Origin of the sequence: Vibrio sp. YT-17, from assembly GCF_033337375.1 — a bacterium.
GTDB lineage: Bacteria > Pseudomonadota > Gammaproteobacteria > Enterobacterales > Vibrionaceae > Vibrio > Vibrio alginolyticus.
This window is the reverse complement of the sequence record NZ_JAWOQP010000002.1, coordinates 281467-294427: the sequence shown is the minus strand read 5'-3', so window position 1 is coordinate 294427 and position 12961 is coordinate 281467. Positions and strand designations below refer to the sequence as shown.

Below are 12961 nucleotides of genomic sequence, written 5' to 3'. Positions count from 1 at the left end.
ACTTGCGTACAACATCGGAAACAAAGAGGATTCCGATGCAAACAATCAATGTCGTGTGGTTAAAACGAGATTTAAGGCTGACTGACCATCAACCACTAACTCAAGCATTATCAACAAAGCACCCAACTGTGCTTTTGTATATTGTTGAACCATTGCTATTGAACAACCCACACTATTCTGAGCGCCACTGGCGATTTGTTTGGCAATCACTGCAAGACATGGATGAGACGCTCAAAGCGTATGGGCATCGAATCACGGTGCTGTATGACGATGCCTTAGCATGTTTCCAATCAATTCAAGCGCAATATCAAATCAACGCTGTTTTTTCTCACCAAGAAATAGGACTCAACTGCACCTTTGAGCGCGACAAACAAGTTGCCGCTTGGCTGTATGAGCAGAACATCGACTGGTTTGAGTTCGAACACGGTGCTGTTATCAGAGGTGCAAAAAACCGGCAAGGTTGGGACAAACATTGGGACTCTGTCATGAGAGCCTCAATAAGCCCTATTGAGCTCCAAACCGACTTATTGCATTCATTGGATGCAGAAACTCTCGGCTGTTCGTTTTCGCCACCATCATCCTGGCTATCAAAATGCAAAGGAATGCAAACGGGAGGAAGCCGGCTCGCTTGGAAAACACTAGAGGACTTTTTTCATCGTCGAGGTCGTGATTACTATCGAAGCATTTCTAGTCCCACTGCCTCACGTACAGCCTGTACTCGCCTTTCTCCATACCTCGCTTGGGGTAACATATCCTTGCGTGAAGTTTATCAATACCTTTTGAAACACTGGCAAGTGGCTGGGTTTCGTCGCAGCTTAATTGCATTGTCTTCACGGCTTCATTGGCACTGTCACTTCATCCAAAAATTCGAATCGGAATACGACATGGAGTTTTACTGCGTTAATCGGGCTTACGAACCATTGATTAGACAAAGTAGTACTTTCGATGAAGAAAAGTTAGCAGCATGGAAATCCGGGCATACTGGCGTACCTTTGATTGATGCCTGCATGCGCTGTTTGCACCACACTGGTTACATTAACTTTCGCATGCGTGCCATGCTGGTTAGCTTTCTTACTCACCACATGAACATGGATTGGCGAGTAGGTGTAACGCATTTAGCGCAACTGTTTCTCGACTTTGAGCCTGGAATTCATTACCCACAATTCCAAATGCAAGCAGGAGTAACCGGGACTAACACAATCCGTATTTATAATCCGATCAAGCAAGCCCAAGAACATGATCCTAACGGTACGTTCATCTACAAGTGGATACCTGAGTTACAAATGGTTCCTCCCCCTCTTTTATTCGAGCCTTGGACAATGACCCAGATGGAAGCTGTCATGTATCAGTTGCAGCCAGATAGCCGTTACCTTGCACCTATTATCACACCAGACAAAGCAGCTAAGGCAGCAAGAGAGCGCTTATGGGCGTGGCGGAAACGAGCCGATGTGAAACAAGAAGGCAGACGAATTCTTGCGCGACATGTTAGGCCCTCAAAAGAAAGTAGGACGCGATGATCATCTTTCAATCACGATGCGTACAAATGCAAACACACTCAAGGGAACCCGCTGTACCCTCAACTAGTAAGGAACACACTATGTTCAAACGTATCTTAGTTATCGCGGCTACACTGATGGCGACATTATCTTTTATGCTTCCCGTCAAGGCTCATGAGCATGGCATGATGAAAGCCGATATTGTCGACGTTGCCGCTGACAACGGCTCTTTCAATACGCTTGTTGCTGCGGTGAAAGCAGCGGGCTTGGTTGACACTCTCAAAGGGGAAGGCCCATTTACTGTTTTTGCACCAACGGATGACGCTTTTGCAAAACTGCCAGACGGCACAGTCGACATGCTCTTAATGCCGGAAAACAAAGACAAGTTAGTATCTGTTTTGACTTATCACGTCGTCCCAGGGAAAGTGATGGCTGCCGATGTTGTTAAGCTAGACAAAGCGACTACGGTTCAGGGGCAAGATGTGATGATTAAAACCATGGGTGATAAAGTCATGGTTAACGATGCAAATGTCATTGCAACCGATGTGAAAGCTAAAAACGGTGTCATTCACGTGATTGATACTGTCATCATGCCGAAATAACACCATTCAGAGGGCGGTACAATCCGCCCTTTAGACAGAACTTCTTCCACCCTTAGCACGATTCCTCTCCATTTATCCCCAACAAACCTCCACTCATTCTCCATGATTATTAATAAGATAAAAACAAAATTAAAATCAATATCTTGCAATACGATACTGCATAATATTGACGAGGTTAAGATATCGTTATCTTTCAATTTGAGAACAGGATTCCATGTCAGTGACGTTTACTTTTCCACATGTAAATTCTTAAGCTAAATTTTGGCTGCTCAATCACATTTCGGCAAACCATTCGAAAGGGTGGGACGCAAAGCTTCCGGTCTGTCAGCATTTAAAAATCTAAAAGAATGCTCATGATAGAGGGGTTACCATGACTCAGTGTTACAGAAGTCCAATTTCTGTAGCGTTGCTTTATGCTCAGCATGCGCCGGGGTGTGACATTAGTTTGTCAGCCATAACAGAGGACATGTGATGAAATCATTTCCAACCAAATCCGTACTCGCGTTAGCACTTGCAAGCATTAGCTCAGGTGCTGCGGCTCACGGTTATGTATCAGAAACCAATGGTGGTGTCGCAGCAAGTCGCTCGGCACTATGTAAGTATCCAACGCCAGATACTAACGAAAAAAATAATAACTGCGGTGCGATTCAATATGAACCGCAAAGCGTTGAAGGCCCTGATGGCTTTCCCGAAACAGGGCCTCGCGATGGTAAAATAGCGAGTGCCGAAACCGCTTTAGCAGCTGCCCTTGATGAGCAAACTGCCGACCGTTGGGTAAAACGTCCTATTCAAGCAGGCACACAAACTTTTGAATGGACATTTACCGCTAACCACGTGACGCGCGACTGGAAATATTACATCACCAAGCCTGATTGGAACCCAAACGCTTCACTATCACGAGACTCTTTTGATCTAACTCCTTTCTGTGTCGTCGACGGCAATATGGTTCAACCCCCGAAACAGGTAAGCCATCAATGTAATGTGCCTACTCGCGAGGGATACCATGTCATCCTGGCAGTATGGGATGTTGGCGACACTGCAGCCTCATTTTATAACGTGATCGATGTGAAATTTGATGGTGACAGTCCCGTTATTCCAGATTGGAAGCAAGGCGGTCAAATTATTCCTACAATGGATTTAAATATTGGGGATTCGGTTTATACGCGCGTATTTGATCAAGCAGGTGAAAACATAGCGTATAGAACTGAACTAGAAATTACCGATGCAGCAATGGGCCAAGCGAAAAACTGGTCTTACGCACTCGCGACTAAGCTAAACCAAGAACAAGCAAAACTGCAAGCCGGGCAGTATGCAGAGGATAAATTCACTCCTGTTTATGGTACTAATCCGGTGTATCTGCAAGCAAATAGCGGCCTTAAGCGAGTAGAGATCGGCTATAACATTGAAACTCCTGTTCCAGAATACTCACTCACAGTAGATGGCTTAGCAGACGAATATATCATTGAGTCAACACCGACAACGTTGGATCTGACACTAACTGCTGAAGGCGATTTAAATGCAGAACTCACCGTTTACAATCACCATCGCGAACCACTTGCAAGTTGGGCAAACGAAATGAAAGACGGCTCGGTAGAGGCGATATCGCTCGCTTTAAGTAAATCGGAGCCGGGTCACCATATGCTCGTAACACGTATTAAGGATAAAGATGGCAACTTGGTGGATCAGCAAACACTCGACTTTCACTTAAAAGAAGAGTCAGTTACTCCACCACCATCTGGTGAGTACGATTTTGTCTTCCCTGAAGGACTATCTAGCTACACTGCGGGCACAAAAGTGCTTGCCAGCGACGGGGGCATTTATCAATGTAAACCTTTCCCATACTCTGGTTACTGTATGCAGTGGAAAGAAAGCGCAAACCATTACGAGCCTGGAATAGGTTCACACTGGGAGATGGCTTGGGATAAAGTCAACTAAATCACCCTTTGAACGTTATGCAAAAGAGTCTCACTATGAGGCTCTTTTATAATCAAACGCAAAAATGACAATTTTCCCGGTCTAAACCATGAACACCAGATAAACTAGTGAGATGCGCTCGCCCCTCAATCAGTCCCATTTCATACCCTTCTAGTAAAACGGATTGTCGCATTGATAAGCGCTGAACATGAAAATTATCTGGTGGGGCAATTACCCTAACATGTGTTCCTGGTGGAGGGTTACGAATAAACTCTAATGATTGATTATAGTTATCTGCACGTCTTAACATCGCATCCGCCATTTTGGGGTGCTCCGCAAACAGTTTCTTCATCAGCCATGTGGTCTTAACTGGCTTTTTGGCATAATTCAGCGGGTGAGAGAGTACTACGGTTATGTCGCGAGCCCCTCGACGATAAGCTTCACGCACTGGGATAGAATCAGCGACCCCACCATCGGTATAACAACCACCAGAAAAACAAGGGGTATGCTTGTAGGCAATCGGTAATGCTGTTGTCGCTTCAATCGCATGGTGAAAATTATCACGTGTCACGCGATAGTAATCTGCCTGCCCTGTATCTACATTTGTTGTCGCTGCGAGAAAAGGAACGCCATTAAACAGTTTATTTTCATCGACGGGATACAAGCGATTAGATTCTTCAAACAACCACTTCACATCGATGAGGTCCCCACCTTTAACGAAGCGAGTCGGGTCAAAAAAGCGTTTGCTTGTGGCCAGCTTAGTAATGACGTTAATACTGCGATGCGGGTAGTCGGTCAAATACCCAATCAAATTTGATGCACCAGCAGATACACCGATTGCAAAATCAAACGGTTTATAACTCTGCTCTAAAAACGCATCTAACACTCCGCTTGCGAAGACGCCTCGCATCGCGCCACCTTCTACTACAATTGCTTTTGTTGCCATATTTCCCCCATTCTCCTTGCCAAAAGAGTAATGAAATTCGTGCAATCACAACAATTGAATATTCTTATTATTGAAATAGGTGAAGTCTATTTATTTCTCTCTTAGAAAATGAAAACTAAAGTTCAAAAAATCCGTACCCGTTAGAAATGTAATTGCGGGCTTAACCAAGGTGGCAAGGTCTAAGAGAAATCTAGGAGAAAACCGTTTTATAGGCTTCGCCCGCGCCATCAATAAACATTTGAGTACCAATAACCGCTAGAATTAAGCCCATCATTTTAGTCACAACATTTAGAGCACTTGGTCCAACCGCTTTGACCAATTTGTCTCCAAACAAAAACAGTACATAGGTGATCACACAAAGGACAGCGAAAGAAACGATAGTAATAATGGTTTGATCGAAACCACCCGCTGTCGCAAAGTTCATCGCGGTAGCAATCGTTCCGGGCCCAGCTAATATTGGCATCGCCAGTGGAGACACTGCAATACTCAATGCCGCCCGTTGCTGAGCTGGTGAATACGCCTTCTCTTTGGTTTTTTGATGCGTCGAATCACCTTGAAGCATGTTAAAACCTATCAAAAACACCAAAATACCGCCTGTTATTCGCAATGCATAAAGCGTGATACCAAACAAATCAAAAATTAACTTACCGGCAATAGAAAATATCGCGATGATAATAAATGCAATAAAAACCGAGCGGAGCGCAATGGAACGGATGGTTTCTTTATCTTCATCAGCAGTTAAACTCAAAAAGATGGGAATATTGGCGATAGGGTTCATGATGGCAAAGAAGCCCATAAACACCGTAACTGTATGAACAATGAGTTCTTTCATATTTTCCACTGCATTTAAATTATTGATTCTAAAAACAGTATATACGCTCTCAAACAGAACGAGTGGTGTATTCTCGATTCGTCTTCACACTTATGCACCAAGCATTGTTTTTCTTTTGAGATAGTTTACCGACTCATCAAATGTCGCTAAGGTGAGTCTTCAGCCTTTAACGTAACAGGGGATGTTAAGTCACCATGAACAGCACGATTCAAACAATTCTCAATCACCGCTCAATTCGAAAATTCACCTCACAACCGATTGAGAGTGAACAATTAGATGCCATTCTTCAAGCCGGCCTTGCGGCATCCTCATCAAGCATGTTGCAAGTCGTTTCAATTATCCGCGTGACCGACAAAGAAAAACGCACGCTATTAGCTCAATATGCCGGAAATCAAGGGTACGTTGAAAGCGCGGCTGAGTTTTTGGTGTTTTGTATTGATTACCAGCGCCACGCCAGTATCAACCCAGATGTTCAAGCTGACTTTACCGAGTTAACGCTAATAGGCGCTGTAGACTCGGGCATCATGGCACAAAATTGCTTGCTTGCGGCGGAGTCGATGGGACTAGGAGGTGTGTATATTGGTGGTTTACGAAACAATGCCCAAAAAGTAGACGAATTATTAGGTTTACCTAAAAATACCGCCATTTTATTTGGTATGTGTCTTGGTCATCCAGATCAAGCCCCTGAAGTAAAACCTCGCCTACCTAAGCATGTCGTGGTGCATGAAAATCAGTATCAAGACCTAAACTTGGATGACATTCAGACGTATGACCAAACTATGCAAAACTACTATGCAAACCGTTCGAGCAATCAAAAACAGAGTACTTGGTCACAAGAAGTCACCAGTAAACTGGCTGGCGAATCACGTCCGCACATCCTGCCGTATTTGAATGGGAAGGGGCTAGCGAAAAAGTGACCATGTCGAAAGACAACAAAAAAAAAGACCCGAGTCACACTTTTGATAATCCTATTTAATACAACGAGATAATTAGTCGGTAGATTTTCTTGGTTGTATTTTAGAAAGAAAACACTACATATAGAGCTAATAAACAAAATTTGAGCTAATTGAACAAGTTTTTTATCCGAAATATGAAATCTTGTAAGTGAAAACATAAAAATACGATATTTATCTGGACACTTGCTGCATTATTGTCTATTGCTCTAATCATTGAAATTCATTAGAGTTCATGCCTCCAGATGCAATCAATCCCTTATTGAGCACTTTATAAATAGAAGAAGGTGGTGCTTATAAGGTTATGTTGTGAAGTCTTTTCTGGAAAAGAATGTTGCTACCAGCAACTCGCTCTTTACGTCAGATGAATGAAAAAACATGAATTTCAAACATAAAAAGCTAGCTAGTTTAGTGCTCTCCTCAGTACTTCTTTCTGGATGTACTGTACCCGGTAGTCACCTTTCCACAGATGGAAAAAACTTCGTCGAAGACAGCAATGTTAGTCGCACTTCTGATTTCAATGTTTTTCCACTTACACTTGATAAAGTATCTCAACTTAAAAGTTTGGGGATAGAAGCCAAATCCAACCCTGAACTAGATCGCCAACTTAGCGCTTATGAGTATGAGGTTGGCCCTGGAGATATACTAAACATTACTATTTGGGATCACCCAGAACTAACTATTCCTGCTGGTTCTTATCGCAGCTCTGCTGAAGCGGGGAATTGGGTACATGCTGATGGTACTATCTTCTATCCATATATAGGTATTGTTGAAGTTGCGGGTAAAAACGTTCGTCAAATTCGTGCTGATATTTCTCGCCGATTAGCAAAGTACATAGAAAGTCCTCAAGTGGATGTCAGCGTAGCAGCTTTTCGTTCGAAAAAATCCTACATTACTGGTGAAGTAAGTAATCCTGGACAACAACCAATCACCAACATCCCACTCACCTTGTTAGATGCAATTAACCGTGCAGGTGGATTAGCCGAAAACGCCGACTGGAAAAATGTAACACTGACAAGAAACGGCATAGTTGAAAACATATCTCTTTATGCGCTGATGCAAGAAGGCGACCTCACTGAAAATAGGCTACTTCAACCAGGTGATATCATCCATGTGCCAAGAAATGATTCACAAAAGGTTTTCGTTATGGGTGAAGTTAACGATCCTAAACTACTGAAAATAGATCGCGCTGGCATGAGCCTTACGGAAGCTCTGAGCAACGTTGGCGGTATTAATCAGATATCAGCGGATGCGACAGGTGTATTCGTAATTAGGAGGTCACAAGACGCAGGTTCACTGGGCGACATATATCAACTTGATGTCTCCGATGCGGCAGCGCTCGTTATTGGTACTGAATTTGCTCTGAAACCGTATGACATCGTTTATGTCACTGCGGCGCCTATCAGTCGTTGGAATCGCGTTATTGCACAACTAGTACCTACCATCTCAGGCTTCAATGAACTTACAGAAGGCGTCCTTCGAGTCAGGACTTGGCCATAGAAAAAGCATTCTGAAGGGCTTGTTTGAACATAAACAAGTCATTCAAACGTTGTCTATAAGGAGCAAAACATGTTTTCGAACATTCTTGTCGTGTGTGTAGGTAATATTTGTCGCTCTCCCACAGGAGAGCGGTTACTACAGCAACTACTCCCAGATAAACAGATTTCTTCGGCGGGTATTGCCGTAGAAAAAAGTCGCCTAACCGGAAAGCCAGCAGATGAAACCGCCAGACTTGTCGCGTCAGAACGTGGTATCTACCTGCTAGACCACAAAGCGCAGCAGCTAACCGCTAAGTTGTGCGCAAAACAAGACCTAATATTGGTGATGGAACAAGGTCATATCGATGCTTTGACGGAGCTGGTACCAGAGGCTAGAGGTAAAGCAATGTTATTTGGTCACTGGATAGGTTCCGTGGATATTCCAGATCCATACAGACAGAGTAGAGAAGCCTTTGAGCATGCATTATCTCTGATTGAAAATGCTGCTCATGCATGGGCAAAAAAAATATAAATTCAGATCACTTGGCGAAATAAAAAATAATGGCTAACCAAACAATACAACCATCTGCTCTTGCTGATGATGAGATCGACCTAGGCAAGCTCTTTGGCATATTGATAGACGCGAAATGGTTTATCATCAGTATTACACTCTTTTTTGCAACATTAGGTATCGCGGTCGCGTTGCTATCAACTCCGATTTACAAAGCCGACTCGTTAATACAAATCGAAAAGAAAAGTTCAGGTGGTATTTCGGCGATGGTCGGTGACATGGGAGAACTCTTTTCTGCCGAATCATCTGCAACTACAGAAATTGAAATAATTAAATCGAGAATGATTCTTGGCGATACCGTTGATAAGTTTAACTTAACAACCATTGCCACTCCTGATTACTTACCTTTTGTTGGTAAAGGTCTAGCACGAATCAACGGTACTCAAAACTACATTTCTTTGACCACGTTTGAAGTACCTCGAACGGCTAAAGGATTATCTCATCAACTGATTGCTACAGACATCGAGAAAGGTCAATTCAGCTTGATGCTTGAAGACCAAATGGTACTTTCTGGTTCAGTTGGTCAACTAATTGAGATGAATGGCTATCGTGTAAAAGTGAACCAGCTCAATGCTCAAAATGAAGATACTTTTACAATAAGTAAAATAAGCAAGTTAGATGCTATCAACAAGTTAGCCTCACAACTTTCTATTTCAGAGAGAGGTAGCCAAACAGGTATTGTATCTCTAAGTATTGAAGGTGAATACCCAGACCACAATCAGCTTGTTTTAAATGACGTTGTTCAAAACTATTTTTTGCAGAATGTTAGAAGAAACTCAGCTGAAGCTGAGCAGAGCCTCAACTTCCTTAAAGGTCATTTACCCGAGATTAAGGACAAGCTAACTATTTCAGAAGATACATTGAACAGTTTTAGACAAGAAAACGAATCTATCGATTTAAATCTCGAAGCACAATCGACTCTAAAAGTGATGGTGGCACTTGAAGCCCAACTTAATGAGCTAACATTTAAAGAAAGTGAAATCAGTCAAAAATTCACCCAAGACCACCCAGCTTATAAATCGCTGTTAGACAAACGTCAGACATTACTGCAAGAGAAAGAGCGTCTTAACAAACAAGTTCAAAAACTGCCAAAAACACAGCGCGAAGTCTTGCGTATGACTCGTGATGTCGAAGTAAACCAGCAAATCTACATCCAACTTTTGAATAAAGTTCAAGAGCTAAATATCATAAAAGCTGGCACCGTGGGTAATGTGCGTATTATTGACAATGCACAATCTTACGCCGTTCCTATTAAACCGAAAAAACCTTTGATTGTGGTTTTGGCTACTCTTCTAGGAGGCATGGTAGCTGTCGCATTTGTTCTGGTAAAAACCGCGTTTCATCGTGGAGTGACTTCTCCTGATGAAATTGAGCAAACTGGAATATCTGTATATGCAAGTGTTCCAAAATCAGCACAACAATTGGAAGTTGCGAACAAGCTAAAACGTAAAAACAACAAAGACTTACTTCTTTTAGCAAATGCCAATCCAGCAGATCTATCAATTGAAGCACTACGTGGACTTCGAACCAGCTTACACTTCGCAATGTTGGAAGCCAAAAACAATGTCTTAATGATTTCAGGCCCAGCGCCTTCCATAGGTAAGACGTTTGTATCAACTAACTTTGCTGCAGTTGCGGCTAAAACGGGTCAAAAAGTCCTTTTGGTGGATGCTGACATGCGAAAAGGTTATTTACAGCAATGTTTTGGCCTCACAGCAGAGCAAGGGTTATCTGACTTACTAAGTGGAAAAATTGATCGAGCAACCGCAATCAAGCCAAGTCAAGTTGAAAACTTGGATGTGGTTACTCGTGGTCAAGTACCACCAAATCCATCAGAGCTTTTGATGCATCCACGATTTGTTGAATTTGTAGAACAAGTATCAAAAGAATACGATCTAATCATCATCGATACACCGCCTGTACTTGCAGTAACGGATCCAAGCATCGTTGGTGCACTTGCTGGCACCACATTGATGGTAGCTCGCTTCGACCAAACGACATTGAAAGAAATTGAGGTAGCACGTGGTCGCTTCGAGCAATCAGGCGTTGAAGTTAAAGGTGTGATTCTCAATGCAGTTGAGAAAAAGGCATCTAACTCATACGGCTATGGATACGGCTACTATAACTACGCGTACAAAAGCGAATCATAAATTGAATTTAGATCGCTAATTAAACCAAATATGACAAAGCCCTGCTAGAAACAGCAGGGCTTTTTCTATTGCACTCTTAATTGCTTGTACGTAATCAAACTAAGCAAGACAAAGAATATTGGGTCACTCCAACCAAAACCGACAAATACTCCGATAATGCCGGCATAGGTAGTAATCACTGCCCCTAAGCCATTAGTAATCAATAATGCTTTAAACAGCTGTTTCGCAGTATGCCCTGATTCCACATTACGTAACATCAAACTCACCGCAGCGATTCCACCTAAAAAGATCGAAGTATGCTGCGATAAAAACATCGCGTACTGGTCGTTAATTTGTACTCCATACATCGGCCACATTATGGTTGGTACAAAAAACAACGCAAAAGCGAATACCGTATATACGACACCATGAACGGTTAGAAAAGTGCGGTTGGTCATCATCTCCTTATCCTCTAATAGGCCCTTGATTGAGCGTCGTTAACGGCACATTGATATCGAAAATTTGACCTCGTACTTCGACTACGCCCATTTTTCGTAAGCGTGCGGCATGCATTTCGAGATAAGCTTGCGCCGTGGCTTCATCTTCAAAAAGATAGATACCACCACCGAGTTTGTCTTTTTCGCTTTCCGTCCAGATTTTCCAAATCATGCCCGGCTCTTGGTTAATCGACTTAGCTAAGTCGACCAGAGCATTCGACATCTCGTCACCAAACGGACCATGAAATTCAAAATCAACTTGCAATAATTTCGCCATCTTGAGTCTCCTCTTCTTATTGACTCGTTTTCGATGACAAGATTATTACCTTTATAAAACTGACAGAAAAGTTCATAATTTCGCCATTAACTGTCTAAAAAATTGACTCATGAGACTAAAAACGACCTTAGAACAATGGCAAACGCTACAAGCGATTAATCAAGAAGGCAGCATTCAATCCGCAGCTTTACTGCTCAACAAGAGTCATACCACATTGATCTACTCGGTGAGGAAGTTAGAAGACCAACTTGGTATTCAACTTATCGAAGTACGAGGGCGCAAAGCGGGTTTGACAGAGCACGGCAAAACCATACTGCGTCGTGCACAATCCATGCTTGAACAAGCGCGGGAACTAGAAGTCATCAGCGAGCAGTTAAAAAGTGGGGTGGAATCTCAAATCACGGTCGCAATAGATCATCTTTGTGCCCCTTGTTGGCTTTATGCACCACTCAGTCAATTTTTGGAGGACAACAACACGACCTCCGTTCAAGTGGTTGAAACGTCACTGAGCAAAACAACCGAAATGGTCGTAAATGAGCTCGCTGACATCGCAATCATCAACTTACCGATAACCAACTACCCTGCCGAAGCATTTGGCGTAACAACCATGCTGCCTGTAATCGCAGCACACCATCCACTCGCTAAAAAGCCGCATGTTTCCATCGACGATTTTGCAACCACCAGCCAAATTGTCATCCGTGACTTAGGTGATTCAGACAAAACGAAAAGAGATGTGGGTTGGTTACGCGCACGTCAGCGTATTACCGTCGATAACTTCGACCACGCTTTTCACTCCGTAGAGCAAGGCGCTGGATTTTGTCGGCTACCAGCGCACTTAGTCGCAGCCCGCAAGAGCGATAAAATTAAAGTATTGGAGATCGAACACTCCCATCAATATCAAGTTGCGCTGCACCTCACTTTGCCCAAAGGAGCCAAAAGTGGTCCTGCGACTCAAGCGCTTTATCGTACTTTACTCAAAAGTGTAGAAACTCGAGTCTAGCAACAGTGGTATTGAGTTGAATCGCTAGTGTTATCGGCTATTGATTCTCCCTAAATATAGAGAAACGGCCATTTTGTGACGCTACACTCTCACAAAAGGTTGCACGAAGGATAGCGACCACCTACTATCACTCTGCTCATGCCTAAAGCACCCAACACTCGCGGAAAGAACTCGGTTCACAGCAATATCCTCACCTGCTTGGTTTAGCAGGCACAATCTGTTTTTACCTTCTTTTTAGCTTCTATATAGGCGAGTGTGGAAGAAAT

General features: G+C 43.0%; 12 protein-coding genes and 1 riboswitch. Of the genes, 8 read left to right on the top strand and 4 right to left on the bottom strand.

Features of this window, described 5'->3' with window-relative positions; genetic code table 11:
- Positions 1-35: 35 nt before the first annotated feature.
- The 3 genes from R7F67_RS03335 (at position 36) to gbpA (ending at position 4033) form a co-directional block, all read left to right on the top strand.
- Positions 36-1517 (top strand): deoxyribodipyrimidine photo-lyase, encoded by a 1482-nt coding sequence (locus R7F67_RS03335; RefSeq protein WP_318056955.1) that lies wholly within the window; start codon positions 36-38, stop codon positions 1515-1517.
- An 80-nt stretch (positions 1518-1597) separates the two neighbouring features.
- Positions 1598-2098 (top strand): fasciclin domain-containing protein, encoded by a 501-nt coding sequence (locus tag R7F67_RS03330; RefSeq protein WP_054728820.1) that lies wholly within the window; start codon positions 1598-1600, stop codon positions 2096-2098.
- A 272-nt stretch (positions 2099-2370) separates the two neighbouring features.
- Positions 2371-2471: riboswitch (cyclic di-GMP riboswitch) on the top strand.
- A 98-nt stretch (positions 2472-2569) separates the two neighbouring features.
- A complete protein-coding gene (gene gbpA / locus R7F67_RS03325; RefSeq protein ID WP_086047224.1) occupies positions 2570-4033 on the top strand; it encodes an N-acetylglucosamine-binding protein GbpA in 1464 nt (487 codons plus the stop codon).
- A 52-nt stretch (positions 4034-4085) separates the two neighbouring features.
- Here the strand turns inward: gbpA and R7F67_RS03320 are convergent, their stop codons facing one another.
- Both R7F67_RS03320 and R7F67_RS03315 read right to left on the bottom strand, forming a co-directional pair.
- Complete coding sequence (locus tag R7F67_RS03320; RefSeq protein WP_017634445.1) at positions 4086-4958, bottom strand: patatin family protein; 873 nt, start codon at positions 4956-4958, stop codon at positions 4086-4088.
- Between the two features lie 190 nt (positions 4959-5148).
- Positions 5149-5790 carry a MarC family protein gene (locus tag R7F67_RS03315; RefSeq protein ID WP_005374889.1) on the bottom strand — a complete coding sequence of 214 codons (642 nt, stop codon included), beginning with the start codon at positions 5788-5790 and terminating at the stop codon, positions 5149-5151.
- 194 nt (positions 5791-5984) lie between these two features.
- Between R7F67_RS03315 and nfsA the strand changes: the two genes are divergently transcribed.
- The 4 genes from nfsA (at position 5985) to R7F67_RS03295 (ending at position 10942) form a co-directional block, all read left to right on the top strand.
- Entirely contained in the window at positions 5985-6707 is a 723-nt protein-coding gene (nfsA, locus tag R7F67_RS03310; RefSeq protein ID WP_033906672.1) for an oxygen-insensitive NADPH nitroreductase, read from the top strand.
- Between the two features lie 414 nt (positions 6708-7121).
- The gene (locus R7F67_RS03305) at positions 7122-8243 is read left to right on the top strand and encodes a polysaccharide export protein (protein ID WP_033906671.1); all 1122 of its coding nucleotides are present in this window, start codon (positions 7122-7124) and stop codon (positions 8241-8243) included.
- A gap of 69 nt (positions 8244-8312) precedes the next feature.
- A complete protein-coding gene (locus R7F67_RS03300; protein WP_064376871.1) occupies positions 8313-8753 on the top strand; it encodes a low molecular weight protein-tyrosine-phosphatase in 441 nt (146 codons plus the stop codon).
- A 29-nt stretch (positions 8754-8782) separates the two neighbouring features.
- Positions 8783-10942, top strand: a complete 2160-nt coding sequence (locus tag R7F67_RS03295; protein WP_151515281.1) for a polysaccharide biosynthesis tyrosine autokinase — start codon at positions 8783-8785, stop codon at positions 10940-10942.
- 65 nt (positions 10943-11007) lie between these two features.
- On the opposite strand, the gene R7F67_RS03290 is transcribed toward R7F67_RS03295, so the two are convergent.
- Both R7F67_RS03290 and R7F67_RS03285 read right to left on the bottom strand, forming a co-directional pair.
- Positions 11008-11379, bottom strand: coding sequence for a hypothetical protein (locus R7F67_RS03290; protein ID WP_258474593.1), 372 nt, complete (start codon positions 11377-11379; stop codon positions 11008-11010).
- Between the two features lie 7 nt (positions 11380-11386).
- Positions 11387-11695, bottom strand: a complete 309-nt coding sequence (locus tag R7F67_RS03285; protein WP_005374871.1) for a monooxygenase — start codon at positions 11693-11695, stop codon at positions 11387-11389.
- Between the two features lie 109 nt (positions 11696-11804).
- On the opposite strand from R7F67_RS03285, the gene R7F67_RS03280 reads away from it, so the two are divergent.
- Complete coding sequence (locus R7F67_RS03280; protein WP_258474586.1) at positions 11805-12695, top strand: LysR family transcriptional regulator; 891 nt, start codon at positions 11805-11807, stop codon at positions 12693-12695.
- Positions 12696-12961 lie beyond the last annotated feature (266 nt).

Coding starts and splice junctions, on each gene's coding strand:
- R7F67_RS03295 (WP_151515281.1), top strand. CDS start 8,783: ATGGCTAACCAAACAATACAACCATCTGCTCTTGCTGATGATGAGATC.
- R7F67_RS03305 (WP_033906671.1), top strand. CDS start 7,122: ATGAATTTCAAACATAAAAAGCTAGCTAGTTTAGTGCTCTCCTCAGTA.
- R7F67_RS03300 (WP_064376871.1), top strand. CDS start 8,313: ATGTTTTCGAACATTCTTGTCGTGTGTGTAGGTAATATTTGTCGCTCT.
- gbpA (WP_086047224.1), top strand. CDS start 2,570: ATGAAATCATTTCCAACCAAATCCGTACTCGCGTTAGCACTTGCAAGC.
- R7F67_RS03335 (WP_318056955.1), top strand. CDS start 36: ATGCAAACAATCAATGTCGTGTGGTTAAAACGAGATTTAAGGCTGACT.
- R7F67_RS03290 (WP_258474593.1), bottom strand. CDS start 11,379: ATGACCAACCGCACTTTTCTAACCGTTCATGGTGTCGTATATACGGTA.
- R7F67_RS03320 (WP_017634445.1), bottom strand. CDS start 4,958: ATGGCAACAAAAGCAATTGTAGTAGAAGGTGGCGCGATGCGAGGCGTC.
- R7F67_RS03285 (WP_005374871.1), bottom strand. CDS start 11,695: ATGGCGAAATTATTGCAAGTTGATTTTGAATTTCATGGTCCGTTTGGT.
- R7F67_RS03330 (WP_054728820.1), top strand. CDS start 1,598: ATGTTCAAACGTATCTTAGTTATCGCGGCTACACTGATGGCGACATTA.
- R7F67_RS03280 (WP_258474586.1), top strand. CDS start 11,805: ATGAGACTAAAAACGACCTTAGAACAATGGCAAACGCTACAAGCGATT.
- R7F67_RS03315 (WP_005374889.1), bottom strand. CDS start 5,790: ATGAAAGAACTCATTGTTCATACAGTTACGGTGTTTATGGGCTTCTTT.
- nfsA (WP_033906672.1), top strand. CDS start 5,985: ATGAACAGCACGATTCAAACAATTCTCAATCACCGCTCAATTCGAAAA.